The organism is Aeromonas sp. FDAARGOS 1404 (assembly GCF_019047085.1).
Lineage (GTDB): Bacteria > Pseudomonadota > Gammaproteobacteria > Enterobacterales > Aeromonadaceae > Aeromonas > Aeromonas veronii.
The window spans coordinates 1,847,249-1,873,263 of record NZ_CP077237.1 but is presented as its reverse complement, the minus strand read 5'-3'; the positions used below and the strand labels follow the sequence as shown (position 1 = coordinate 1,873,263).

The following is a 26,015-nucleotide window of genomic DNA, read 5'->3' as shown; positions in this document are numbered from 1 at the left end:
CGATGAGCGAAGTGCGTGTTCATCTGGCCAAGGAGATCGTTGCCGATCTCTGGCGGCACAAGCTGCAGATTTTTCTGTCGGTCGCCGTGCTGGTGACCGCGTTTGCCGTGATCCTGGTGACCAACATGACCCGCGGTCTGACGGCCAAGCAGAACGATCTGATGGCGGAAGAGGATCGCCTCAATATCGAATGGCGCCACCTGCTGCTGGAGCAGGGCACCCTGGCTGAACACTCCCGGGTGGCGAGTCTGGCGATGGACAAGTTGCAGATGGGTCGTCCGCTGGTGACCACCGAGAAGGTAATTACCCAACCATGAAACGCAAGGCTACAGCCAAAGCTGCCAAAGCGCCATCGATCTATCCGTGGCGCTTTCGCACGCTTGCGGTGTTTATCGGCATCGCGTTTGTGGGTCTGATCCTGCGTCTGGCCTGGATCCAGGTGATCAATCCGGATCGCCTGCGTCAGGAAGGGGACATGCGCTCCCTGCGTACCACCTCTACCCAGGCAGTGCGCGGCATGATCACCGATCGCAACGGTGAGCAACTGGCAGTATCGGTACCGGTCGAAGCGGTCTGGGCCGATCCCAAGACGGTGCATGAATCCGGGGCCATCAATAATGAGCGCGCCTGGCTGGCGCTCTCCGCCGTGCTCAAGCTCGACATCAATACCCTCAAACACCGCATCGCCAACCCCAGCAAGCGCTTCGTCTATCTGCAGCGTCAGGTTACTCCTGCGGTGGCAGAATATATCAAGGGGCTCAAGCTGGGTGGCGTCTACCTGCGCCCAGAAGCGCGCCGCTTCTATCCGACCGGCGAGATCAGCGCCCATCTGGTGGGGGTGACCAACATCGATGGCAGCGGTATTGAAGGGATTGAGCGCAGCTACAACGAGTGGCTGACGGCGACACCCGGCGAAATGCGGGTGCGCAAGGATCGTCAGGGGCGCGTCATCGAGCGGCTTGGCATCGTCAAAGAGGGCAAGAACGCCAACGATCTGCAGCTCAGTATCGATCAGCGGGTGCAGGCTCTGGCCTACCGTGCCCTCAAGCGGGCAACCGACGAGAACAAGGCGACCTCCGGCTCCATGGTGATGCTGGATATCAAGACCGGTGAAGTGCTCGCCATGGTCAACACTCCCTCCTATAACCCGAACAACCGAGGCCAGTATCAGAGCTTCCGGGTACGCAACCGGGTGGTGACTGATACCTACGAGCCGGGTTCGACCGTCAAGCCATTGATTTTGCTCAGTGCCTTGCAGGCAGGTGTCACCAGCTGGAAGGATTTCATTCCCGGTGGTCCGCTCTTTATCGGTGCCAAGCAGATCAAGGACGTGAGTATCCACAAGGCGACCAACCTCTACGATATCCTGCGTTACTCCTCCAACATCGGTATGTCGCGCATTGCGCTGCGGATGCCGGCGCAGGAGATGATCAACACCCTCAGCATGTTCGGTTTCGGCATGGATACCGGCAGCGGGCTGATGGGCGAGAGCAGCGGCATGCTGCCCCAGCGTCGTCGCTGGTCCGATATCGAGCGTGCGACCCTCTCGTTTGGTTATGGTCTGCGAGTCACCCCGCTGCAGCTGGCTTCCGCCTACGCCACCTTGGCTAACAAGGGCAAACGGGTGCCGCTCTCCATCGTCAAGGTGACTACGCCGCCCAAGGGTGAGCAGGTTATCGATCACAACAACGCCGCTGCCATGTTGCAGGCGCTGGAGTATGTGGTCGACAACGCCATTCCAAAAGCCAAGATCCCGGGCTATCGGGTTGGCGGCAAGAGTGGTACTGCCAAGGTCGCCGTCGCCGGTGGCTATGGCAAGGATTACATGGCCTGGTTTGCCGGTTTCGCACCCGCCAGTGATCCCCGTTTCGTCATGGTGGTGGTGATCAACGAGCCAAAAGGCAGCGCCTATTATGGCGGCGCCGTGGCTACCCCACCGTTTGCAGAGGCCATGGGCGGGGTGCTGCAGCTCTTCAATATTCGTCCCGATGCGGTGCCGCCAGCGGTGCCCACCAAACTTGCCCGTACGGAGGCTTCTCTTGTCCCGCGCACTTGATGCATTACTGCGCCCCTTCGGTATCCAGGCGCCGGCGCTCATCCTGACCGATATCCAGCTGGATAGTCGGCGGGTTGGCCCCGGCTCGCTCTTCGTGGCCATTCGTGGTCATCAGGTGGATGGCAGACGGTTTATCGAACAGGCGGTGGCTCAGGGAGCGACCTCTGTTGTGTTTGAGGAGGATGGTGAATTTATCCCACCATCGACTCCGGTTCCCTGTATCGGGATGCGGGATCTGCCCGCTCACCTCTCTGCTCTTGCGGGCTATTTCTACGATCAGCCAGCCCAAAAATTGGATCTGGTCGGGATCACCGGCACCAACGGCAAGAGCACTACGGCACTGCTGGTCGCCAACTGGCGCACCCTGCTGGGTGGCAAGGCGGGTGTGATGGGCACCATCGGCAACGGCCTGTTTGGCAATTTGATCGAAGCGGAAAATACCACCGGCAGTGCCGTTCAGGTGCAAGCCAATCTGGCTGCGCTGCAAGCGCAGGGGGCGGATCTGGTGGCGATGGAAGTTTCAAGCCATGGTCTGGTGCAGCATCGTGTTGCCGCACTGCCGTTTGCCGCTGCCGTTTTCACCAACCTGAGCCGGGATCACCTCGATTATCACGGCACCATGGAAGCCTATGGCGCGGCCAAAGAGCAGTTGCTGCAGCTGGTCGATGAGTCGAATGCTGTGATCAACCGCGATGACGAGCTGGGTGCCAAGTGGCTCGAAAAATACCCGGCAGCGGTGGCCTTCAGTGTGGATGGCCCGATTGAACACCATTCTGGTCGTCAATTAACGGCGCAGCAGCTCGATTTTCACCAGCAAGGTTTTCGCGCGCAGATTAACTCCAGCTGGGGGAATGGTGTATTATCCGCCCCCTTGCTCGGGCGCTTCAACGTCAGCAATGTGCTGGCCGCGATGGGCGTGATGCTGGTGCTCGGCTATGACTTCCATGAGCTACTGGCAACGGCCCCGAAATTGCAGCCGGTGACGGGTCGTATGGAGTGTTTTGGCGGTGGCGATACGCCGCTGGCGGTGGTCGATTACGCCCACACCCCGGACGCGCTGGAGAAGGCATTGCAGGCCCTGCGGGTGCATTGCACAGGCCAGCTCTGGTGCCTGGTCGGTTGTGGTGGCGACCGCGATCGCGGCAAGCGCCCAATGATGGCCGCCATGGCCGAGCAGTATGCGGATCGCGTGATCCTGACCGACGACAATCCCCGTACCGAGGAGCCGGCCCGGATCATGGCCGACATGGTGGCGGGTCTTCGCGATCCTGCTGCGGTGCAGGTGGAGCACGACCGGGTCAAGGCGATTGCGCTGGCCATCGGTCAGGCGAGCAAACAGGACATCATCCTGGTGGCCGGTAAGGGTCACGAGGATTATCAGATCATTGGAACCGACAAGCGGCACTACAGCGACCGGGAAACCGTCGCGGCCGCCTTGCACACATTATTGGAGTCATTCAAATGATGACCCTCAGGCTTGCCGAGCTGGCACAGGTACTCGATGCCCGTCTGATTGGTGACGACGGCGAGATCAGCGTCGTCAGTACAGACACCCGCACTTTGGGCGCGGGTGCCCTGTTCGTTGCCCTGCGCGGCGAGCGCTTCGATGCCCACGATTTTTGCGAGCAGGCCGTTCAGGCAGGGGCCTCTGCCCTGCTAGTTGAGCGTGAATTGCCGCTGGCCATCCCCCAACTGGTGGTGACCGACAGTCTGAAGGGGCTGGGCCGTCTCGGCAAACTGGTGCGTGAGCGCATCAACCCGAAAGTGCTGGCCATTACCGGCAGCTGCGGCAAGACCACGGTGAAGGAGATGGCAACCGCCATCCTGCGCAACGAAGGGGAAGTGCTGGCCACCGCTGGCAACTTCAACAACGAGGTGGGCGTGCCGCTCACCCTGCTGCGCCTCGAGCCGCAACACAAGTTTGCAGTGATGGAGCTGGGTGCCAACCATCCGGGCGAAATCGCCTGGACTACTTCACTGGCCAAACCCGATGCCGCCATTATCAACAACGTGGCGGCGGCCCATCTGGAGGGGTTCGGCTCGCTGGAAGGGGTGTTCCACGCCAAGAGCGAAATTTTTGAGGGGCTGAGCGAGGGCGGCACCGCCATCGTCAATGCCGACAACGAATTCTGGCCGAAGTGGCGGGAACGAGGCATTCAGTGCGCCTTCTCCATCGAAGATCAGAGCCAGCCGTTCCACGCGCGCAACCTTGTGCTCAACGAACAAGGCTGCGCCGAGTTCGTGATGGTGACCCCGCAGGGTGAGCTGAGCCTGACTCTGGCTATCCCGGGTCGCCACAACGTGGCCAATGCGTTGGCTGCTGTCGCGGGCTGTCTGACCCTCGGCGCATCCCTCGACTCCGTCAAGGCGGGGCTGGAACAGATGGCACCGGTCAAGGGGCGCTTCTGCGTCCAACGCTGGGGTGGTCTGACCCTGGTGGATGATACCTACAATGCCAGCGTGGAATCCGTGCTGGCGGGCATCGATGCCCTGACCGCCATGGGCGGCTTCAAGGTGCTGGTGTTCGGTGATATGCGGGAACTGGGTGAGGAGTCTGCCGAGCAACACGCCCGGGTTGGCCGTCATGCCCGCGAGCGCGGTCTGGATGCCGTGCTGACAGTGGGGGAAGAGAGTCGCCACACCGCAGATGCCGCGGCTGGCCGACATTTCGATAACAAGGCGTCGTTGTTTGAAGTGCTTGCGCAAATGATAAATACACATCAGGAAATTTCGATTCTGGTCAAGGGGGCCCGTGGCTCCCGCATGGAAGATATCGTCGAGATGGTCAAAGGCCATCAGGAGTCAGCCACATGCTAGTCTGGCTGGCCGAACTGCTCACCCCGCACTTCACCTTCTTCAACGTCTTCTCCTACCTGACGTTTCGCGCCATCCTGTCGATCATCACCGGACTGGGGGTTGCCCTCTGGATGGGGCCACGCCTGATCCGTCGCCTGCAGATCCTGAAATTCGGTCAGGTGATCCGCAACGACGGTCCCGAGTCCCACCTCAGCAAGCGGGGCACCCCGACCATGGGGGGCCTGATGATCATTGCTGCGATTTTCACGTCTGTGCTGCTCTGGTGCCGCCTCGACAACCCTTATGTCTGGCTGGTGCTGTTTGTGCTGGGTGCCTACGGTGCCATCGGCTTTGCCGACGACTACCTCAAGGTGGTGCGCAAGAATACCGACGGCCTGATCGCACGCTGGAAGTATTTCTGGCAATCCGCGGTAGCGCTGGCGGTGGCTGTGTTCCTCTATGCGACTGCAACCCATGAGGGACAGACCCAGCTGGTGGTGCCTTTCCTCAAGGATGTTATGCCGCAGCTTGGCCTGATGTTTATCGTGCTCACCTACTTTGTCATCGTCGGTACCTCCAATGCGGTCAACCTGACCGACGGTCTCGATGGCCTGGCCATCATGCCGACCGTGATGGTGGCGGGGGGCTTTGCCCTGATCGCCTGGGCTACCGGTAACGTCAACTTTGCCAACTACCTGCACATTCCCTACGTGCCCTATACCTCCGAGCTGGTGATCGTCTGTACCGCCATCGTCGGGGCGGGTCTGGGTTTCCTCTGGTTCAACACCTATCCGGCCCAGGTCTTTATGGGGGACGTTGGTTCCCTGGCACTGGGCGGCGCGCTCGGTACCATCGCCGTGTTGGTCCGTCAGGAGTTCCTGCTGGTGATCATGGGCGGCGTCTTCGTGATGGAGACCGTTTCGGTGATCCTGCAGGTGGGTTCATACAAGCTGCGCGGCGTGCGGATCTTCCGCATGGCGCCGATCCATCACCACTACGAGAAGAAGGGCTGGCCGGAGCCGCGCGTTATCGTGCGCTTCTGGATCATCACCCTCGTGCTGGTGCTGCTGGGTCTTGCCACCCTGAAGGTGAGGTAAGGCCATGGTCATCATCATCGGATTGGGCAAAACCGGACTTTCCTGCGTCGACTACTTCCTCGGCCGTGGCGTGACGCCACTGGTGATGGATACCCGTGCCAACCCGCCCGGCAAGGATCAACTGCCGCCTGAGGTAGAGCTCATTCACGGTCTCGACGAGGCACTGCTCAAGCAGGCGCACATGATTGTCGCGAGCCCGGGTATCGCGCTGGCGACCCCCGAACTGAAAGCCGCTGCCGAGTGTGGCGTGCAGATCGTCGGCGACATCGAGCTGTTTGTGCGCGAGACCCAGACCCCGGTCATCGCCATCACCGGCTCGAACGGCAAGAGCACCGTCACTACCCTGGTGGGCGAGATGATTGCCGAAGCCGGCCTCAATGTCGGCGTGGGCGGCAATATCGGTACACCGGCGCTGGAGCTGCTCAAGCAGCCGATGGATCTCTGCGTGCTGGAGCTCTCCAGCTTCCAGCTGGAAACTACTCACAGTTTGCGTGCTGCCGCCTCCGTGGTGCTGAACCTCTCAGAAGATCACATGGATCGCTATCAGGGCATGGCCGACTATCGCGCCGCCAAGATGGAGATCCATCAGCACTCCAAACACATTCTGGTCAATCGTGACGATGCCCAGACCCTGCCCGATGTGGGTCAGGTGTGGCAGAGCTTTGGTCTCGACTGCAATGGCTATGGCCGTTGCCTGCTGGATGACCGCTACTGGTTGACGTTGCACGGTGAACCGCTGCTGGCGGTAGACGAGATGAAGATCGTCGGTGCCCACAATCAGGCCAACGCGCTGGCCGCCATGGCGCTGTGCGATGCGGTCGGCATTCCTCGTGCGGCTCAGCTTACCGTGCTGCGTCGCTTTGAAGGCTTGCCCCATCGCGCCCGCTTCGTGCGCGAGGTAAACGGGGTGCGCTGGATCAACGACTCCAAAGCCACCAACGTGGGAGCCACGCTGGCTGCCGTTGCCGGTGTGCGCGAGTCGGTCAAGGGGCGCCTGCTGCTGCTGGCCGGTGGTCAGGGCAAGGGGCAGGATTTTGGCCCGATCCAGGCGCTGCTAGGCAACCAGATCGATCACATGTACTGCTTCGGTCAGGATGCCGAGGTGCTGCTGGCACTGGGCGAGCAGACCGAACGGGTGGCCGACCTGGCCGCTGCGGTTGCCAAAGCAGCGGCCGATGCGAAGCCCGGTGACTGGGTGCTGCTGGCGCCGGCCTGTGCCAGCCTCGATCAGTTCAAGTCGTTCGAGGTGCGCGGCGATCGCTTCACCGAGATGGTGCTGGCGCTATGAACGCCCTTCGCGCAGCAGCAGGTCTGTTCCAACGCTGGCTGTTACCGGCGCGTCCTGCCGGTCTCTACGATCGGCAGCTGGTACTGCTGGCGCTCTCCCTGATGGCGGTCGGGGTGGTCATCGTGGCCTCGGCGTCGATCCCCGAAGGGATTGCGCTGGGGGATGACCCCTTCATGTTTGTGAAGCGTCACGCCCTGTTTCTGGTGATGGCGCTCGGTATCTCCTGGTTTGTGTTGCAGGTGCCGATGGCGCGCTGGCAACAGCACAACGGCCCCATGCTGCTGCTGGCGATCTTGATGCTGGTGCTGGTGCTGCTGGTGGGCCGAAACGTTAACGGTGCGGTGCGCTGGTTGCCGCTCGGCCCCTTCAACCTGCAGCCTGCCGAGTTTGGCAAGCTGGCGCTGTTTGTCTATCTGGCCGGTTATCTGGTGCGGCGCCAGAGCGAAGTGCGTGAAGCCTGGATCGGCTTCCTGAAACCGCTGGCGGTGTTCGGGGTGCTGGCGGTCTTGCTGCTGTTGCAGCCGGACCTGGGTTCCACCGTGGTGATGTTCGTTACCTCGTTTGGCATGCTGTTTCTGGCCGGAGCCCGACTGGGACAGTTTTTGACCCTGATCGGCGCGGGTCTCGGCTCGGTGGTGATGCTGATCATCGTCGAGCCCTACCGGATGCGGCGGGTGACCTCCTTTATGGATCCCTGGGCCGATCCGTTCGGCAGCGGCTACCAGTTGACCCAGTCGCTGATGGCGTTTGGTCGTGGCAGCTGGTTTGGCGAAGGGCTTGGCAACTCCATCCAGAAGATGGAGTACCTGCCGGAAGCGCACACTGACTTCGTGTTTGCGATCCTCGGTGAAGAGCTGGGTTACGTCGGGGTGCTGGGCGCCCTGTTCCTGATTTTTGCGCTGGCGGTCAAGGCGCTCAAGCTGGGGCATCGCGCGCTGGTGGCAGAGCGGCTCTATGACGGTTATCTGGCGATCGGCATCGGCATCTGGTTCAGCTTCCAGACCTTCGTCAACGTCGGCGCGGCCAGCGGCATGATGCCAACCAAGGGCTTGACCCTGCCGCTGGTGAGTTACGGTGGTTCCAGTCTCATCATCATGTCGGTGGCAGTGAGCATGTTGATTCGAATCGATTTTGAGTTGCGTCAGGCGACAGCCCAGGCGCGCGTGCGGGAGGTTTAGTGAGCAAGACTCTGTTGGTGATGGCAGGTGGTACCGGTGGGCATGTGTTCCCCGGTCTGGCCGTGGCCGATCGCCTGAAGGCCCAGGGCTGGACTGTCCACTGGCTCGGCACTGCCGACCGGATGGAGGCGGAGCTGGTGCCCGCCCACGGTTATCCCATCTCCTTCATCGATATTCAGGGGGTGCGTGGCAACGGCATCAAACGACTGCTGGTTGCGCCCTATCGCATCGTCAAATCGATCCTGCAGGCGCGTCAGGTGCTCAAGACCGTTCGCCCTGATGTGGTGCTCGGCATGGGTGGTTTTGCTTCCGGCCCGGGTGGCGTGGCGGCCTGGTTCTCCGGCATCCCGTTGCTGCTCCATGAGCAAAATGCTGCTGCAGGCATGACCAACAAGCTGCTGGCCCGTATCGCCAGGCGGGTCTTGATGGCATTTCCGGGCGCTTTCGCGCCGAGCCGTCGTACCGCCGTGGTCGGTAATCCGGTGCGTCCCGAAGTGGTCGCCCTGCCGGATCCGCAACTGCGAAGCAGCAGCGAGCCGCTGCATCTGCTGATCGTCGGTGGCAGTCTGGGGGCGCGGGTGCTCAACGAGCAGGTACCTGCTGCGGTGGCGGCATCCGGCGTGCCCATTGAAGTGCGTCACCAGTGTGGCAAGGGCAATGCCGAGACTGTCTCTGCTGCCTATGCCCAGCACGGCATCAATGCCGAAGTGAGCGAATTTATCAAGGATATGGCCAGCGCCTACGCCTGGGCCGACCTGGTGGTCTGCCGTGCCGGTGCCCTGACCGTTTCCGAAGTGGCTGCCGCCGGTGTGGCCGCCATTTTCGTGCCGCTGCCCCATGCGGTGGATGATCACCAGACCCGAAACGCCTTGACCTTGGTCGACGGTGGTGCAGCCGAGTTTCTGCCCCAGTCCGAGCTGAACACCGCCTCACTGGCGGCGCGCCTGACCTGGCTGGCTGGTCGCCGGGAGACCCTGTTTAACATGGCGAAAGCGGCTCGACGCGTCGCCATCACGGATGCGGCCGAGCGGGTTGCAGATGAGTGCAAACAGCTCGCAACCGGGCAGCGTGGTAAAGATTGATGAGCAAGGTTGCAGCGGTGACACCGTGCAGCCTTGTACTTGACTATATTGATGCCGCCGTGTGACAGCACACAGCCTGCGGCAGACTAAAGAGACGATTATGACCAAGGTTGAACTGGCAAAACTGCGTACTGTGATCCCCGAAATGCGCCGCGTGCGTCGCATCCACTTTATCGGCATCGGTGGTGCCGGTATGGGCGGGATCGCCGAAGTGCTTGCCAACGAAGGGTATCAGGTAACAGGTTCTGATCTGGCTCGCAACGCCGTGACCGAGCGGTTGGCCGGACTGGGCGCCCACATCTTTGTCGGCCACAGTGCCGAACACGTTGAGGGTGCCAGCGTGGTGGTGGTCTCTACCGCCATCAAGCAGGACAACCCGGAGCTGCTGGCTGCCCGTGAACTGCGGATCCCGGTCGTGCGCCGCGCCGAGATGCTGGCCGAGCTGATGCGTTTCCGTCACGGTATCGCCATCGCCGGTACCCACGGCAAAACCACCACCACCAGTCTGGTGGCGAGCATCTATGCCGAAGCCGACCGCGACCCGACCTTCGTCATCGGTGGCCTGCTCAACAGTGCCGGTACCAATGCCCGTCTGGGTAGCAGCCGCTACCTGATTGCCGAAGCGGACGAGAGCGACGCCTCTTTCCTGCATCTGCAGCCGATGGTCTCTATCGTGACCAACATCGAAGCGGATCACATGGATACCTACGGCGGTGATTTCTCCAAGCTGAAGGCCACCTTCATCGAGTTTCTGCACAACCTGCCCTTCTACGGACTGGCGGTGGTCTGCATCGATGATCCGGTGATCCGTGGCATGTTGCCCGAGATTGCCCGTCCGACCCTGACCTACGGTCTCTCTGACGATGCCGATGTGCAGGTGCTGGATTTTGTCCAGACCACCAACCACAGCTGCTTCCGTGTTCGCCGCAAAGAGGCGGGTGAGCTGCAGGTGACCCTCAATTTGCCGGGTATTCACAACGCATTGAACGCCGCAGCGGCGATAGCTGTCGCGACAGAGGACGGTGTTAGCGATGAGGCCATCATCTCTGCACTGGCCAAATTTGAAGGGGTTGGTCGTCGCTTCCAGCAGTATGGCGAGTTTGAAACCGGTCGCGGCAAGGCGATGCTGGTGGACGATTATGGCCACCACCCGAGCGAAGTGAAGGTCACCATCAACGCCGCCCGTGCCGGTTGGCCCGAGAAGCGTCTGGTGATGGTGTTCCAGCCGCACCGTTATACCCGCACCCGCGACCTCTACGAGGACTTCGCCGATGTGCTTTCCAAGGTAGACGTGCTGGTGATGCTGGAGGTTTATGCTGCCGGTGAGGAGCCGATCCCGGGCGCTGATGGACGGGCACTGTGCCGCTCCATTCGCTCGCGTGGCAACCTGGAACCCATCTTCGTCGCCACGCCAGATGACGTGCCAGCCGTACTGGCCGACCTGATCGTCGAGGGGGATTTGGTGCTGACTCAAGGCGCCGGGAACGTCGGGGCGCTGGCTCGTCGTCTCGGAGAGATGAAATTGAGCATAGATAGCATGAAATCTGGCGCCTGAGGGCCCAATGAGTATTTTGACCGCCAAGCCGGGGCCTATATAATGGCGAACCGGTCTGTCAAAGGCCGGTTTAGCGCGTTACACGGGGATCGATCGGGTGGAGGCAAGGGCACAGGGGCGCACCAAGGGTGGCTTCATCGCAGGGGTAGCATTTTTCCTGCTGGTGATATGGGGCTGCTACCGGACGGCGCTGGATGTTAAAGGTTGGCTGACAGATGCCAACCGGTTGCCCATGAGCGAGCTGTTGCTGCAGGGGCAACACCAGTATTTGCAAACCGAAGAGCTGCGGATGGCCGTGCTGGATGGCGCCGAGCTGCGCAACTTCTTCGAATTGGACGTCAACGAATTGCAGGCAAGGCTCAACGCCCTGCCATGGGTGGCCTCGGTCTCGGTACGAAAGAAGTGGCCGAACAAGATCAAGATCTACCTCACGGAACAAGATGTGGCGGCGCGCTGGAATGGCAACCGCTTCGTCAACACCAAGGGCAAGGTATTCAGTGCCCCGGATCGGGTCAAGACGCCGCTGTTGCAGCTGTCAGGGCCGGATGACCAGGCCGCCCGGGTGTTGAAAGAGAGTCGGCAGTACGAGTCGCAACTGGCTGCCAAGGGATACAAGTTGCTGGGGGTGAATCTGACCCCCCGCCATGCCTGGGAACTGACCCTGGATGGCAATATCAAGCTGTTCCTGGGACGCAATGACATTGCGCTCCGGTTGCAGCGGTTTATCGATGCCTTCCCGGTTATCGAACCCCGTGCGCAAGTCGCCTACGTGGATCTTCGATACGACACCGGAATGGCAGTTGGCTGGAAGAAGAGCGAAGAGAAAGTGCATGACCAACACCGCAGATAGGAATTTGATTGTCGGACTGGATATCGGCACAACCAAGGTGGCGGTTCTGGTCGGGGAAGTATTGCCGGACGGTGAACTGAACGTCATCGGTATGGGCAGTCACGCTTCTCGCGGAATGGAGAAGGGCGGGGTCAATGACCTCGACTCCGTGGTCAAGTCACTGCGCCGCGCGGTGGAAGAGGCCGAGATGATGGCAGATTGCCAGATCAGCTCGGTCTATCTGGGGTTGTCCGGCAAGCATATTGATTGCCGCAACGAGACCGGCATGGTGCCCATTTCCGATGAAGAGGTGACCCAGGAGGATGTGGACAACGTGATCCACACTGCCAAGTCGGTTCGCCTCTCCGATGAGCTGCGTGTGCTGCATGTGCTGCCTCAGGAGTTTGCCATCGATTATCAGGAAGGGATCAAGAATCCGGTCGGCCTCTCCGGTGTGCGGATGGCAGCCAAGGTTCACCTGATCACCTGCCACAACGACATGGCTCGCAACATTGAGAAATGTGTGGAGAAGGTCGGCTTGCGCGTGGATCAACTGATCTTCTCCGCGCTGGCCTCCAGCTATGCGGTGTTGACCGAAGACGAGAAAGAGCTGGGTGTCTGCGTGGTGGACATCGGTGGCGGCACCATGGATATGTCGCTGTTTACCGGCGGTGCCCTGCGCCACACCAAGGTGATCCCGTACGCTGGCAGCACTGTGACCAGCGACATCGCGTACGCCTTCGGCACGCCGCCGCTCGACGCGGAAGCGATCAAGGTGCGCTACGGTTGCGCCCTCGGCCGTCTGGTCAGCAAGGAAGACAATATTGAAGTACCCAGTGTCGGCGGTCGCCCGGCGCGCAGCCTGCAACGGCAGACACTGGCTGAAGTGATTGAGCCCCGTTACACCGAGTTGCTCTCCATGGTGAATGATGAGCTGGTGCGGGTACAAAGCGAGTTGAAAGCGCAGGGGGTCAAGCATCAGCTGGCAGCCGGTGTGGTCTTGACCGGCGGCGCTGCCCAGATTGAAGGCATTGTGGAGTGTGCAGAGCAGATCTTCCAGAGCCAGGTCCGGGTGGGAGAGCCCATGAACATACGTGGTTTGAGTGATTACGTGCAGGCACCGGTGTACTCGACTGCGGTCGGGTTGCTGCAATATGGCCGCACCCATCAAGCCACAGGTAGCAACAAAGAATATGCCGCCAAGGCAAGCGTCGGTGGCCTGGTCAAACGGGTTAGCAACTGGCTGCGTGGCGAGTTCTAAGAATTTTGCTGAGTCAGGCAAATAAAGCGGAGAGACAACATGTTTGAATTTATGGATAGCCACACTGACGAAGCCGTCATTAAAGTGATCGGTGTAGGTGGCGGCGGCGGTAACGCTGTCGAGCACATGGTTCGTCAAAATATTGAGGGTGTTGAGTTCATTACCGTCAACACCGACGCCCAGGCACTGCGTAACTCCAGCGCCAACACTACCCTGCAGATCGGCGGTGGCATCACCAAGGGGCTGGGTGCCGGCGCCAATCCGGAAGTGGGTCGTGATGCGGCCATGGAAGATCGCGAAGCGCTGCGTGAGCTGCTGACCGGTTCCGACATGGTGTTCATCGCCGCCGGTATGGGTGGTGGTACCGGTACCGGTGCTGCGCCGATCGTGGCCGAGGTGGCACGCGAGATGGGCATCCTGACCGTTGCTGTAGTGACCAAGCCGTTCTCCTTCGAAGGGAAGAAGCGGATGGGCTTCGCCGCGCACGGTATCGAAGAGCTCTCCAAGAACGTCGACTCCCTGATCACCATCCCCAACGACAAGTTGCTGAAGGTGCTGGGTCGCGGTATCTCCCTGCTGGACGCCTTCAAGGCGGCCAACGATGTACTGCTTGGCGCGGTACAGGGCATTGCCGAGCTGATCACCCGTCCGGGCTTGATCAACGTCGACTTCGCGGACGTACGTACCGTAATGCGCGAAATGGGTACTGCCATGATGGGTACCGGTTCCGCCTCCGGCGATGACCGTGCCGAAGAAGCGGCCGAGAAAGCCATCTCCAGCCCGCTGCTGGAAGATGTGGATCTGGCTGGTGCCCGTGGCATCCTGGTCAACATCACCGCCGGCATGGACATGACCATCGAAGAGTTCGAAACCGTGGGTAACGCGGTCAAGGCCTTCGCTTCCGAGAACGCCACTGTAGTAGTGGGTACCGTAATCGATCCGGAAATGCACGACGAACTGCGTGTGACCGTGGTTGCTACCGGTATCGGTGCCGAGCGCAAGCCGGATATCACGCTGGTTAAGAGCAGCCAGGTGCAAGAGCGCCCGGTGCGTCAGCCGCTGGTTAGCGACATGATGCAAGGCCGCGTGATGGACGAAGCCCCGGCCAAGGTGGTCAACGCCGAGCCGCAAGCTCGTCGTGAACCGGATTACCTGGATATTCCGGCGTTCCTGCGCAAGCAAGCTGACTAAGCCTCTTATGGCTCTCGTTTGTTTGTTGTTCAAGGAATGTGCTAAGATGGCCTGTCAACGACCATCTGGTCCGGATTTTAAGCTGTTTAGGGTACACCCATGATTAGACAAAGAACCTTGAAAACGAGTGTACAGGCGACTGGTGTCGGCCTGCATTCGGGCCGGAAAGTCACCATGACGTTCCGTCCGGCGCCTGTGAACACAGGGATCGTTTACTTGCGTACCGACCTGAATCCTGTGGTGGAGCTGCCAGCCAATGCCGATCAGGTGCGCGATACTGTGCTTTGTACCGCTCTGGTCAACGAAGCCGGTGTCCGTGTCTCTACCATTGAGCACCTCTCTGCCGCGCTGGCCGGGATGGGGATCGACAACCTCTACGTTGAGGTTGACGCACCCGAGATCCCGGTAATGGACGGTAGTGCGCATCCCTTTATCTACCTGCTGCAGGAAGTCGGGATCCGTGAGCAGAATGCTGCCAAGCAGTTTGTGCGGATCAAGAAGAGCATCCGGGTTGAAGACGGCGACAAGTGGGCGGAATTCCACCCCTATCGCAACGGCTTCAAGATGGATCTCGAGATCGATTTCCAGCATCCGGTCTTTGAAGGGCGCAATCAGCGTTGCGTACTGGATTTCTCCGGTGCCTCCTTCGTGAAAGAGATCAGCCGTGCCCGTACCTTCGGGTTCATGCGCGATATCGAGTACCTGCGTTCCCAGAACCTGGCGCTGGGCGGAAGCCTGGAAAACGCCGTGGTACTGGACGACTATCGGGTGCTGAACGAAGACGGTTTGCGTTATGAGGACGAGTTCGTCAAGCACAAGATGCTGGACGCGATCGGTGACCTCTATATGTGTAACCGCAGCATCATCGGTGAGTTCCGTGCCTACAAGACCGGACATGCCCTGAACAACAAGCTGCTGCGTGCCTTGCTGGCCGAGCAGGAGGCTTGGGAACTGGTGACCTTCGAGGGTGAGGGCGACAAAGCGCCTATCGCTTACTACGATAACGGTCTGGTTCTGGCCTGATAGCTGTGCAACGGAACGTCGGTCCTCTCTCCGCACCGACGTTCCGTCATTTGTTTACTCCATCCTTTAATACCGATTATCTCCCGGTTTTATTTCCCGTGCAGGCTCCTGGCCGCACCTGACCGAGCAGACTGATTTCTATGAGCATTACCCTGATCCTCCACGGCAAGCAGCGACGCAAGTTGCACCTGCCCAAACAACGTCTGGCCTGGGTCGGCGGTATTCTCTTCTCCCTGTTGGCCCTTGGTGGTGGTTGGCTCTGGCAGAGCTGGCACCAGAAAATGGAGGCGCTGGAAGTGGCGCTTGCCGTTGCCGAGCAACAGTCCGTCGACCAGAGTGGCGATGAAGCCCGTGAACAGTTGGCAATGCTGGCAGCTCAGGTGGGCACCATGCAGGGCCAGCTTGGCCGTCTCAATGCCCTCGGCGAACGATTGACCGAGCAGGCCGATCTCGATCCCGACGAGTTCAATTTCAAAGAGCTGCCCCCCATGGGCGGCCCTTCTTATGATGAAGAGCTGGAAGTGAGCCTCAACGAGCTGCAAGCCTCGATGAAACACCTCAGCCAGCAGCTCAGCAGCCGTGAAGAGCAGCTGTCGGTACTTGAATCTTTCATCATGAATCACCATATCACCGATGCCGGTTTTATTTCCGGCACGCCAGTCAAACAGGAGCGAGTTTGGGTCTCGTCCGGGTTTGGTGGACGGGTCGACCCGTTCAACGGGCGTGCCAAGATGCACAAAGGGGTCGATTTCCGTGGCAAACCCGGAACCCCGATTCTGGCTACCGGGCCCGGCATTGTCAGCTGGGCGGGCCGTCATCCGGAATTTGGCAATATGGTGGAGATTAATCACGGCAATGGCCTGGTCACCCGCTATGCCCACAACTCCAAGTTGCTGGTCGAGGTGGGCACCCTGGTTGATCAGGGTCAGAAGATTGCCTTGATGGGACGCACCGGTCGCGCGACTGGGGTCCATCTGCATTACGAAGTGTTGAAAGATGGTCGTCAGGTCAACCCCGCACGCTTTCTCAGTGCCAGACGGGGTTAGGTTTTTTTCTTCAGGTTCCAGTGACGGAACGCTTTTATAACCAGAAATAGTTGGTACCCATGATTAGCACACTGCTTACCAAGATTATCGGCAGCCGGAACGACAGAACGCTCAAGGCTTTGCGCAAAATTGTAAAACAGATCAATGCCATGGAGCCGCAGTTCGAGGCTCTCTCCGATGCCGAGTTGCAGGCCAAAACGGCTGAATATCGTCAGCGTATCGAGCAGGGTGAGACCCTGGAGCAGTTGCTGCCGGAAGCGTTCGCGACCGTGCGTGAAGCCTCCAAGCGGGTGTTTGGCATGCGCCACTTCGACGTGCAGCTGATCGGCGGCATGGTGCTGAACTCCAACCGCATCGCGGAAATGAAGACTGGTGAAGGTAAGACTCTTACTGCGACTCTGCCAGCTTACCTGAACGCCCTGAGCGGCCGTGGTGTGCACGTGGTAACGGTGAACGACTATTTGGCCAAGCGTGATGCGGAGGCGAACCGCCCGCTGTTCGCCTTCCTCGGCATGACCGTCGACTGCAACGTGCCCGGTATGGATGCGTCCCAGAAGCGTGATGCCTACGCTGCCGACATCACCTACGGTACCAACAACGAATTCGGTTTTGACTACCTGCGCGACAACATGGCGTTCTCGCCGGAGCAGCGGGTACAGCGTCCGCTCAACTACGCGCTGGTGGATGAGGTGGACTCGGTGCTTATCGATGAAGCCCGTACTCCGCTTATCATCTCCGGCCCAGCCGAAGACAGCTCCGAGCTCTATATCCGCGTCAACAAGTTGATCCCGCTGCTGGTCAAACAGGACAAGGAAGACACCGAAGAGTACACCGGTGACGGTCACTACACGGTGGACGAGAAGAACCGTCAGGCCCTGCTGACCGAAAACGGTCAGATCTTCGTGGAAGAGCTGCTCAAGAAAGAGGGGCTGCTGGACGAGAACGACTCCCTGTTCTCCGCCTCCAACATCAGCCTGCTGCACCACGTCAATGCCGGTCTGCGTGCTCACACCCTGTTCGAGCGCAACGTGGACTACATCGTCCAGAAAGACGAGATCGTCATCGTCGACGAGCACACCGGCCGTACCATGCCGGGTCGTCGCTGGTCTGATGGTCTGCATCAGGCCGTTGAAGCGAAGGAAGGGGTGAAGATCCAGAACGAGAACCAGACGCTGGCATCCATCACCTTCCAGAACTACTTCCGTCTCTACAACAAGCTGGCGGGCATGACCGGTACTGCAGATACCGAAGCCTTTGAATTTCAGCAGATTTATGGCCTGGATACCGTTGTTATCCCGACCAACAAGCCAATGGTGCGTAAAGACATGGGCGATCTGGTCTACCTGACCGCCAATGAGAAGTATGCCGCCATCATCGAAGATATCCGTCAGTGTGTGGCCAAGGGCCAGCCTGTACTGGTTGGTACTGTCTCTATCGAGAACTCCGAGCTGCTCTCCGGCATCCTGACCAAGGAGAAGATCCCGCACAAGGTGCTGAACGCCAAGTTCCACGCCATGGAAGCGGAGATCGTTGCCCAGGCCGGTCAGACTGGTGCGGTCACCATCGCGACCAACATGGCCGGTCGGGGTACCGACATCGTGTTGGGCGGCAACTGGCAGGCAGAGATTGCCAAGCTGGAGAACCCGACCAGCGAGCAGATTGCCGAGCTGAAAGCCGCCTGGCAGGTGCGTCACGATGCGGTGCTGGCCGCCGGTGGCCTGCACATTATCGGTACCGAGCGTCACGAATCCCGTCGTATTGACAACCAGCTGCGCGGCCGTTCCGGTCGTCAGGGTGACCCGGGCTCATCCCGTTTCTACCTCTCCATGGAAGATACCCTGATGCGGATCTTCGCCTCCGATCGCGTGACCGGCATGATGAAGAAGCTGGGCATGGAAGAGGGCGAAGCCATCGAGCACCCGTGGGTCACCAAGGCGATCGAAAATGCCCAACGCAAGGTGGAAGGTCGCAACTTCGACATCCGCAAGAGCTTGCTGGAGTTTGATGACGTTGCCAACGACCAGCGCAAGGTGGTCTACGAGCAGCGTAACGAGCTGCTGGATACCAACGACATTTCCGAGACCATCCACGTTATCCGTGACGACGTCTACGGCGCGGTGATCGACGAGTACATCCCGCCCCAGTCTCTGGAAGAGATGTGGGATGTGCCGGGTCTGGAAGCGCGCCTGAAGGCGGACTTCGCGCTGGATCTGCCGCTGCAACAGTGGTTGGCGGAAGATGACAAGCTGTACGAAGAGAAGCTGCGCGAGCGCATTCTGGACGAAGCCACCAAGCTCTATGCCCACAAGGAGGAGCTGGTCGGCAAAGAGGTGCTGCGCAACTTCGAGAAAGCGGTGATGCTGCAAACCCTGGATGGACTGTGGAAAGAGCATCTGGCGGCCATGGATCACCTGCGTCAGGGCATCCATCTGCGCGGTTACGCCCAGAAGAACCCCAAGCAGGAGTACAAGCGCGAATCCTTCGATCTGTTCACCCAGATGCTGGAAACCCTCAAGCGCGACGTGGTCAGCATCCTGAGCCGTGTTCAGGTGCAGGAGCGCGATGTGGAAGCGATGGAAGAGCAGCAGCGCCAGCAGGTGGAAGCCGCTCCCCGCACCTATACCCACGCCGCAGCTGAGAGCCAGCTGGCCGATGAACAGGCCGCAGGCGAAGAGGGGCACACCACCTTCGTACGTGACGAGCAGAAGGTCGGTCGCAACGATCCCTGCCCGTGTGGTTCTGGCAAGAAGTACAAGCACTGCCACGGTCAGTTGACCTGATCGACGCTATGCCATAACAGGCGGGCCAAGTGCCCGCCTTGTTATTGGTGGCAACAAGCGAACAGAGGTAATTGATGGAACAGAAAAAACGGATCTGGGTGGCGGTTGGCGTCATCGAGAATGAACGGGGCGATATCTTCATCGCCCGACGCTCCTCCGATCGCCATCAGGGGGATCGCTGGGAGTTTCCCGGTGGCAAGGTGGAGTCCGGTGAGGATCTGCTTACCGCACTGGATCGGGAGCTTTGGGAAGAGATCGGCATCCGGGTATTGGATTGTGCCCCCTTTATGGAACTGCAGCACGACTACCCCGAGAAGCAGGTATTGCTGGATATCTGGAAGGTGACCCGTTTCAGCGGTGAGCCGTTCGGCAAAGAGGGGCAGGAGTGCCTGTGGGTGCCGGTGGCCGAGCTGAACAACTACCACTTCCCCGATGCCAATGGCCCGATTGTAGCGCGGCTACAGGGTCTGCTGGCTTGAGCCGGTAGCAATCAACAAGCATGAAAAAAGGGCCAATCGGCCCTTTTTTGATGTTGCAGAGGCGAGTGATCTGAGGCTTATAGCCACTGATCGCCCTCTTCCGGCTCCGGCAGCAGATCCGGGTTGATCTCCCCCGGGATCCGCTTCTCTTCATCGGCCCACTCGCCAAGATCGATCAGCTGACAGCGCTTGCTGCAAAAGGGGCGGAACGGACTCTGCGGGCCCCACTCCACTTCGCTCTGACAGGTCGGGCACTTTACCTTGGTGACCATAAGCGCTCCTTAGCAGCAGGCGAGCTGGAACGGCACATCGCCAATCGGCTGTTCTGCGGTGGGCAGAAAACGCAGGGCGAAGCGGTTCTTGTGGCCGCTCAGGGTCGGGTAGCAGAACAGATTGCCCGGCAGCTTGATGCGGATCAGCTCGGCGCTCTCGGCGGTGTCCTGGAAGAAACCGTTGCTGGCAACCTGCTCACTGAAGCTGCCTGATTCACGCCATAGGCGCAGCAGCAGGGTGATGGCATTCATCAGCAGGTTAATGTCGCTCAGCCAGCCTTGCATCTGCTGGTGACGGGTGATGGCCGGGGTACCGAGCCAGTGGTGCAGCTGCGGCACATCGAAGGCACACAGGCCACCGGGGATGGAGAAACGCTGGCGAATGGAGCCGAGCAGACGATCCTCTTTCAGGCGGGCACCCGGGCGTGGCGAGTTGAGCAGGTTGCGGGATAGCTGGCTGCTCTCTTGCTGCATCAGTTTGATCTGCTCCAGATCGACATCGGGCAGGCTGGCCCAGTGGCTCAGACGCTGGCCGAGACGCTCCAGATCCTTGATGAGGTCGGCGCGCAGGTCACCACGCTCCAGCAACTCCTGCAGATCGAACAGCCCTTTGAAGAAGGCGATATGTGCCCAGGATTGTTCACTCTCCAGATTGTCGCGGATCTGGGAAAACAGGGACTCCAGACGAAGATAGGTCCGGCTTTTTTCATTGAGGGGGAAATCGTAAATCATGCCTAATCCTGGCCAGCCATAAACCGGCCTAGTGTACTCACACTTGGCGGCCTTGTTGAGAGGCAATTGCCAGATATGTCTCGTGCAGCGCCAAAATCCGCGTTTTAATCGCCATTTCGCTGCCATTGTGGTTTTCGATGACATCATCCGCCGCCGCGAGGCGTTCCACCCGACTCGCTTGGGCGGCGATGATGGCCTTGGCTTGCTCGGCCGATACCCCATCCCGGCGACAGGTGCGCTCAATCTGGGTGGCTTCGTCTACATCGATCACCAGCACCCGGTCGGCGAGGCCGGTGAGTTTGTTCTCTACCAGCAGCGGCACCACCAGCAGGCAGTAAGGTGAACTGGCCGCGGCACACTGGCGCAGCATTTCGCTGTGAATCAGCGGGTGAAGCAGGGCATTGAGCCACTCCTTGGCCTGTGGGTCGCTGAAGACCCGCTCGCGCAGGGCGCGACGGTCGAGTTGACCGCTCGGATCAATCACATCCGGGCCAAAATGGTCGGCGATGGCGGCAAGGGCCGGGGTGCCCGGCTCGACCACTTCGCGGGCGATCACATCGGCATCCACCACCTCGATACCCAGCGCGGCAAACTGATTGGCGATAGTTGTCTTGCCGCTGCCGATACCACCTGTGATAGCAACTACATACATGGGGGCCTCTTGCTCAAAGCAGGGTAGAGAGATACCAGCGGGTGATGGTATCGCCCCACAGCAGGGCGATCCAGCCCGCAATGGCGAGGTAGGGGCCGAAGGGGATGGGCTTGCCCTGATGATGTTTGTGCAAGGCGATCAGGCTGATGCCGATCACGGCACCGACCAGAGATGAGAGCAGCAGAATTATGGGCAGCGCCTGCCAACCGAGCCAGGCGCCCAGCGCCGCCAGCAGCTTGAAGTCGCCATAGCCCATCCCCTCCTTGCCAGTGAGCAGCTTGAAAGCCCAGTAGAGGCTCCAGAGCACCAGATAGCCCGCCATGGCGCCGATCACGGCATCTGCCAGCGGCACGAAACCACCAGCCAGATTGAACAGCAGCCCGCCCCACAGCAGTGGCAGGGTGAGCTGGTCGGGCAGCAACATCTTGTCGAGATCGATGAAGGTGAGGGCGACCAGCACCCAGGTCAGCAATAGGGCGGCCAGTGTGCCCCAGCCCGGCGTTATGACCATGGCAACGGCCACCGAGAGCAGGGCGGTCAGCAGCTCTACCAGCGGATAGCGGGCCGAGATGGGGGCCTGACAGTCACGGCAATGCCCTTTGAGCCAGAGCCAGCTCAACAGCGGGATGTTCTCCAGCGCAGTGATGGCGTGGCCACAGTGAGGGCATGCGGAGCGGGGGACCATCAGGTTGTAGCGCTCTGGCGCAGTGGCCTCCTCATCGGGGGAAAAGTAGCTGCGATATTCGGCCTGCCACTCCCGCTCCAGCATGATGGGCAAGCGGTGGATCACTACGTTAAGGAAGCTGCCGATCATCAGGGAGAAGAGAAAAACCAGCGAGAAGTAGAGCCATGGCAAGCCGTGAGCCAGCTCGAGAAGAAGTGTCATAACCAACCGTCAGTTATTGAATGAGGGGGAGGGCATGGTTGTGGTGCCATGCCCTGATAAATCAGCCTACCACGTCGCCCAGCTTGAAGATGGGCAGGTACATGGCGATAACCATGCCGCCGACCAGCACCCCGAGCACCACCATGATGAGGGGTTCCAGCAGGCTGGTGAGGCCATCGACCAGATCATCCACCTCCTGTTCGAAGATGGTGGCGACCTTGGAGAGCATATCATCGATGGCACCGGACTCCTCACCGATCATCACCATCTGAATCACCATGTCGGGGAAGAGATCGACGGTGCGCATTGCAACGTTGATCTGCATACCGGCCACCACCTCGTTGCGGATCGCCATCACCGCGGTGCGATAGACATAGTTGCCGGAGGCCCCTGCCGCCGAAATCAGCGCATCCACCAGCGGGATACCGGCGGAGAAGGTGGTCGACAGGGTGCGTGCAAAGCGAGCCATCGCCGCCTTGTGCAGGATCATTCCGACCACCGGAATGGTGAGGACGAACTTGTCGGTATTGTCTTTCACCTTCTGGGAGGCCCGCCAGGCCCGCACGTAAAGGAAGATGCCAAGGGCCGTGCCACCAAAGAAGACATACCACCAGTTCTGCATAAAGCGGGAGATGCCGATAACAAACTGGGTGAACACAGGCAGCTCGGCACCAAAGCTCTTGAAGATATCCTCGAACTGCGGAATGACGAACAGCAGCAGGATGGAGGTCACCACGATGGCGACCAGAATGACCATGGTGGGGTAGAACATCGCCTTCTTGATCTTCGACTTGAGCGCTTCCGACTTTTCCCGGTAAGTGGCAATACGGTCATAGATGGTCTCCAGTGCACCGGATTGCTCACCGGCTTCCACCAGATCGCAGTAGAGATCATCGAAATAGAGAGGATGGCGGCGCAGTGCCTCCGACATGGGGGTTCCGGTCTCAACATCGGCGGCAATCTGCCCCATCAGCTCGCGCATCGAGGCTTTTTCGTGACTGCGGGCGATGATCTGCAGGCTCTGTACCAGCGGTACACCGGCGGAGAGCATGGTGGTGATCTGACGGGAGACGATGGCGATATCCATCGGTTTGATCTTGGCGCCGCCCTTGGAGAAGAGCCCTTGGGATTTTTTGGCCACCTTGGTGACGTTGACCCCCTGCTTGCGCAGTTCGGTCTTGACGGTGTTGATGCTGTCGGCCTGCAGCTCGCCGGAGACCTTCTGCCCCTTGCGGTTTACCCCGTGCCAGCGGAAGGCGAAGACTTTCTTGGGGGCATTGTTCTTTTTCGTTAGGGTTGCCATCTTTGCATCCTGCAATGGGGTTGGTTGTCAGAGCCGGGCTCTGCGTGTCACCAACCTGGTCAAGGTGCCCGACTGGCTTGATGCCTGCGGGGTACTGATAGGGTGGGTGGTACCTTCTTGGCGCCAGCCCGGTCACTTGAATATCTGATTACTCTGTCGTTCGGACTATCATCCGTTCCGTGTTCGTGAACGACGAATTCGTTCTGTCAACCAAACCGGCGGGTCGTTACGTCACACGGATCAGTTGGTGGTGACCCGGTTGACCTCGGCCAGACTGGTGACCCCGAGCCGGGCCTTCTCCAGTCCCGAGGTGCGCAGGGTGCGCATCCCTTCCTTCTGGGCGATAGCTGCGATTTGCAGGGAGTTGGCCCCTTGCATGATCAATTTGGCGATGTTCTCCGACATCAACATGATTTCGTAGATGCCGACCCGCCCCTTGTAGCCGCCGGAACACTCCTTGCAGCCGACCGGTTTGAACAGTCGCAGCCCGGCCGCCAGTTGCTGCGGCGTAAAGCCCAGCTCCAGCAGTTCTGCTTCCGGCACAACTTCCGGTGCCTTGCAGTGGTCGCACAGTTTACGGGCCAGCCGCTGGGCCATGATCAGGGTCACCGAGGAGGCGATGTTGAACGCGGGCACCCCCATGTTCATCATTCGGGTCAGGGTCTCTGCGGCGGAGTTGGTATGCAGGGTGGAGAGCACCAGGTGGCCGGTCTGTGCCGCCTTGATGGCGATTTCGGCGGTTTCGAGATCGCGAATTTCACCCACCATCACCACATCCGGATCTTGCCGCAAAAAGGAGCGCAGGGCACTGGCGAAGGTGAGCCCTGCCTTGGGGTTGACCTGCACCTGGTTGACGCCGGGCAGGTTGATCTCTACCGGATCTTCGGCGGTGGAGATGTTTACCTCGGTGGTGTTGAGAATATTGAGGCCGGTATAGAGCGAGACCGTTTTGCCCGAGCCGGTGGGGCCGGTCACCAGGATCATCCCCTGTGGCTTGGAGAGGGCGCGCAGGTACTGCGCCTTCTGCCGGTCATCAAAGCCGAGTTGCTCGATATTGAGGCGTGCCGCCGAGGAGTCGAGCAGACGGATAACGATCTTCTCCCCCCACATGGTGGGCAGGGTGTTGACCCGCATATCCATCGACTTGTTGCGCGACAGCTTCAACTTGATGCGGCCATCCTGCGGCAGCCGCCGCTCGGCGATATCGAGCCGCGCCATCACCTTGAGGCGAGCGGAGAAGCGGTTGGAGAGGTTGACCGGCGGGGTAGCAATTTCATGCAGAATACCGTCGATGCGAAAGCGCACCCGATACTTGAACTCATATGGCTCGAAGTGCAGGTCGGAGGCACCACGCTTGATGGCGTCCATCAGGATCTTGTTGATGTACTTGACGATGGGAGCATCGTCATCGGCGGTATTAACGCTTTCGTCGAGGCGGCTGTTCTCGTCAGAGACCTCGAGATCAGAAATCTCGGACTCGTCGATATCCTCCATGCCGAGGGCGTCATTTTCGCTCTCCAGCAGCTTGCCGATGGCGGCGGTGAGCTTGTTCTCCTCCACCAGCAGCGCCTCGGTATGAAGGCCAAAGCTGAAGCCGAAGTCCTCCAACGCCGAGACATTGGTCGGATCCGACATGGCGATATAGAGGGTGTGGCCTTGGGTGTAGATGGGCAGCACATGGTGTTTCTCAATCAGCTTCTGATTGAGGTACTTCTGCGGGATCTCGGCCAAGTCGAAGGCGGCAAGATCCAGCAGAGGTACCCCATACTCCAGCTCGCAAAAGTCGGCGAGCGCCTTGCTGTCGAGGATCTCGTTTTCTATCAGAAATGTCACAAAGGGTTTGCGCTGGGCCTTGGCCTGGCTCAGATAGCGCTGGGAGTCCTCTTCACTGATCAGTGAAGAGGCGGCCAAGCTTAACGCCAGGCCGCTATTAGGGCTAGAGGTCATGCGTTAGCAGATACCTGCTGCTACGCAGGATGCTGATGAACTTGCAGCCCAATTCACTTTCCCACTTTGCACTGTAGGAATAAGAATGTACTGCTCGCCATTTAATCCGTTAGTGGTTGTAGCGGTTGCGGTTATCGCGTTAGTTGTGGTGCTTACATCTACGGTCGCAACATTTCCATTAGCTGCGCTTACTGCGGGAGGGACTCCATTAGTTCCGGCGTCACATGTTGAGAGTGTACCGTCAGGAGCGGCAGTTGTTTGTGCACAGATCTCAATTGCTGTTTTAAATGGGCCCACTGCAGATACGACTTCAGTAAACTTAGCTTTTTTGGTGTAGGTCTGATAAGCCGGCAATGCTACCGCCGCCAGAATGGCCACGATCGCGACCACGATCATCAGTTCGATAAGGGTAAAACCCGATTGTTTCTTCATTTCGCTGTTCATGGAAAATATCCTTTTATCCTTGGTTCCTGGGAAGTGTCGGTGGAAAATCATCCGCACGTCAGTATCTTATCCGAGCTGTGAGGGGTGGCAACAGAGATTGCCGCCTTTGTTAACCACT

The 26,015-nt window shown here is 59.7% G+C and carries 23 protein-coding genes; 16 read left to right on the top strand and 7 right to left on the bottom strand.

The window, feature by feature from the left end; translation table 11 throughout:
* Nucleotides 1–2: 2 nt before the first annotated feature.
* The 16 genes from ftsL (at nucleotide 3) to mutT (ending at nucleotide 19,661) form a co-directional block, all read left to right on the top strand.
* Entirely contained in the window at nucleotides 3–317 is a 315-nt protein-coding gene (gene ftsL / locus I6L34_RS08615; protein ID WP_005336166.1) for a cell division protein FtsL, read from the top strand.
* Entirely contained in the window at nucleotides 314–2,056 is a 1,743-nt protein-coding gene (locus I6L34_RS08610; protein ID WP_058057542.1) for a penicillin-binding transpeptidase domain-containing protein, read from the top strand. Before ftsL ends, I6L34_RS08610 begins: the two co-directional genes overlap by 4 nt.
* Nucleotides 1,989–3,521, top strand: a complete 1,533-nt coding sequence (murE, locus tag I6L34_RS08605) for a UDP-N-acetylmuramoyl-L-alanyl-D-glutamate--2,6-diaminopimelate ligase (protein WP_075115832.1) — start codon at nucleotides 1,989–1,991, stop codon at nucleotides 3,519–3,521. The genes I6L34_RS08610 and murE overlap by 68 nt, the downstream gene beginning before the upstream one ends.
* Nucleotides 3,518–4,873: a UDP-N-acetylmuramoyl-tripeptide--D-alanyl-D-alanine ligase gene (gene murF / locus I6L34_RS08600; protein ID WP_075115833.1), complete on the top strand. Its 1,356-nt coding sequence runs from the start codon at nucleotides 3,518–3,520 to the stop codon at nucleotides 4,871–4,873. The genes murE and murF overlap by 4 nt, the downstream gene beginning before the upstream one ends.
* Complete coding sequence (gene mraY / locus I6L34_RS08595) at nucleotides 4,867–5,949, top strand: phospho-N-acetylmuramoyl-pentapeptide-transferase (protein WP_005355120.1); 1,083 nt, start codon at nucleotides 4,867–4,869, stop codon at nucleotides 5,947–5,949. Before murF ends, mraY begins: the two co-directional genes overlap by 7 nt.
* A 4-nt stretch (nucleotides 5,950–5,953) precedes the next feature.
* Nucleotides 5,954–7,237, top strand: a complete 1,284-nt coding sequence (gene murD / locus I6L34_RS08590) for a UDP-N-acetylmuramoyl-L-alanine--D-glutamate ligase (RefSeq protein WP_216956597.1) — start codon at nucleotides 5,954–5,956, stop codon at nucleotides 7,235–7,237.
* Nucleotides 7,234–8,415: a cell division protein FtsW gene (ftsW, locus tag I6L34_RS08585; RefSeq protein ID WP_005336154.1), complete on the top strand. Its 1,182-nt coding sequence runs from the start codon at nucleotides 7,234–7,236 to the stop codon at nucleotides 8,413–8,415. The genes murD and ftsW overlap by 4 nt, the downstream gene beginning before the upstream one ends.
* Complete coding sequence (gene murG, locus I6L34_RS08580; protein ID WP_216956594.1) at nucleotides 8,415–9,497, top strand: undecaprenyldiphospho-muramoylpentapeptide beta-N-acetylglucosaminyltransferase; 1,083 nt, start codon at nucleotides 8,415–8,417, stop codon at nucleotides 9,495–9,497. The genes ftsW and murG overlap by 1 nt, the downstream gene beginning before the upstream one ends.
* Nucleotides 9,498–9,597: 100 nt before the next feature.
* Complete coding sequence (gene murC / locus I6L34_RS08575) at nucleotides 9,598–11,052, top strand: UDP-N-acetylmuramate--L-alanine ligase (protein ID WP_115522400.1); 1,455 nt, start codon at nucleotides 9,598–9,600, stop codon at nucleotides 11,050–11,052.
* 97 nt (nucleotides 11,053–11,149) lie between these two features.
* Nucleotides 11,150–11,902: a cell division protein FtsQ/DivIB gene (locus I6L34_RS08570; RefSeq protein ID WP_005336149.1), complete on the top strand. Its 753-nt coding sequence runs from the start codon at nucleotides 11,150–11,152 to the stop codon at nucleotides 11,900–11,902.
* Nucleotides 11,883–13,142 carry a cell division protein FtsA gene (gene ftsA / locus I6L34_RS08565; protein WP_005336148.1) on the top strand — a complete coding sequence of 420 codons (1,260 nt, stop codon included), beginning with the start codon at nucleotides 11,883–11,885 and terminating at the stop codon, nucleotides 13,140–13,142. The genes I6L34_RS08570 and ftsA overlap by 20 nt, the downstream gene beginning before the upstream one ends.
* Before the next feature lie 39 nt (nucleotides 13,143–13,181).
* Nucleotides 13,182–14,333 carry a cell division protein FtsZ gene (ftsZ, locus tag I6L34_RS08560; protein ID WP_005336147.1) on the top strand — a complete coding sequence of 384 codons (1,152 nt, stop codon included), beginning with the start codon at nucleotides 13,182–13,184 and terminating at the stop codon, nucleotides 14,331–14,333.
* A 99-nt stretch (nucleotides 14,334–14,432) separates the two neighbouring features.
* A complete protein-coding gene (gene lpxC, locus I6L34_RS08555) occupies nucleotides 14,433–15,356 on the top strand; it encodes a UDP-3-O-acyl-N-acetylglucosamine deacetylase (protein ID WP_005336146.1) in 924 nt (307 codons plus the stop codon).
* A gap of 140 nt (nucleotides 15,357–15,496) precedes the next feature.
* Nucleotides 15,497–16,402 (top strand): M23 family metallopeptidase, encoded by a 906-nt coding sequence (locus I6L34_RS08550; RefSeq protein WP_005355107.1) that lies wholly within the window; start codon nucleotides 15,497–15,499, stop codon nucleotides 16,400–16,402.
* A gap of 59 nt (nucleotides 16,403–16,461) precedes the next feature.
* Nucleotides 16,462–19,182 (top strand): preprotein translocase subunit SecA, encoded by a 2,721-nt coding sequence (secA, locus tag I6L34_RS08545; RefSeq protein ID WP_216956591.1) that lies wholly within the window; start codon nucleotides 16,462–16,464, stop codon nucleotides 19,180–19,182.
* Between the two features lie 74 nt (nucleotides 19,183–19,256).
* On the top strand, nucleotides 19,257–19,661 hold the full coding sequence (mutT, locus tag I6L34_RS08540) for an 8-oxo-dGTP diphosphatase MutT (protein ID WP_042053534.1): 405 nt from the start codon (nucleotides 19,257–19,259) through the stop codon (nucleotides 19,659–19,661).
* Between the two features lie 77 nt (nucleotides 19,662–19,738).
* Here the strand turns inward: mutT and yacG are convergent, their stop codons facing one another.
* From yacG to tapA, 7 genes are all read right to left on the bottom strand, one after another.
* Nucleotides 19,739–19,933 (bottom strand): DNA gyrase inhibitor YacG, encoded by a 195-nt coding sequence (gene yacG, locus I6L34_RS08535; RefSeq protein ID WP_005336142.1) that lies wholly within the window; start codon nucleotides 19,931–19,933, stop codon nucleotides 19,739–19,741.
* Between the two features lie 9 nt (nucleotides 19,934–19,942).
* Entirely contained in the window at nucleotides 19,943–20,665 is a 723-nt protein-coding gene (gene zapD / locus I6L34_RS08530; protein WP_005336141.1) for a cell division protein ZapD, read from the bottom strand.
* Nucleotides 20,666–20,702: 37 nt separating this feature from the next.
* Nucleotides 20,703–21,317 (bottom strand): dephospho-CoA kinase, encoded by a 615-nt coding sequence (gene coaE / locus I6L34_RS08525; RefSeq protein WP_058058638.1) that lies wholly within the window; start codon nucleotides 21,315–21,317, stop codon nucleotides 20,703–20,705.
* Between the two features lie 13 nt (nucleotides 21,318–21,330).
* Nucleotides 21,331–22,203 carry an A24 family peptidase gene (locus tag I6L34_RS08520; protein WP_058058639.1) on the bottom strand — a complete coding sequence of 291 codons (873 nt, stop codon included), beginning with the start codon at nucleotides 22,201–22,203 and terminating at the stop codon, nucleotides 21,331–21,333.
* A gap of 61 nt (nucleotides 22,204–22,264) precedes the next feature.
* Entirely contained in the window at nucleotides 22,265–23,506 is a 1,242-nt protein-coding gene (locus I6L34_RS08515; protein WP_005336136.1) for a type II secretion system F family protein, read from the bottom strand.
* A gap of 240 nt (nucleotides 23,507–23,746) precedes the next feature.
* Nucleotides 23,747–25,453, bottom strand: coding sequence for a PilB family type IVa pilus assembly ATPase TapB (gene tapB, locus I6L34_RS08510; RefSeq protein ID WP_005336134.1), 1,707 nt, complete (start codon nucleotides 25,451–25,453; stop codon nucleotides 23,747–23,749).
* Nucleotides 25,454–25,456: 3 nt separating this feature from the next.
* Nucleotides 25,457–25,897: a type IVa pilus major pilin TapA gene (gene tapA, locus I6L34_RS08505; RefSeq protein WP_302054763.1), complete on the bottom strand. Its 441-nt coding sequence runs from the start codon at nucleotides 25,895–25,897 to the stop codon at nucleotides 25,457–25,459.
* Nucleotides 25,898–26,015: the final 118 nt, after the last annotated feature.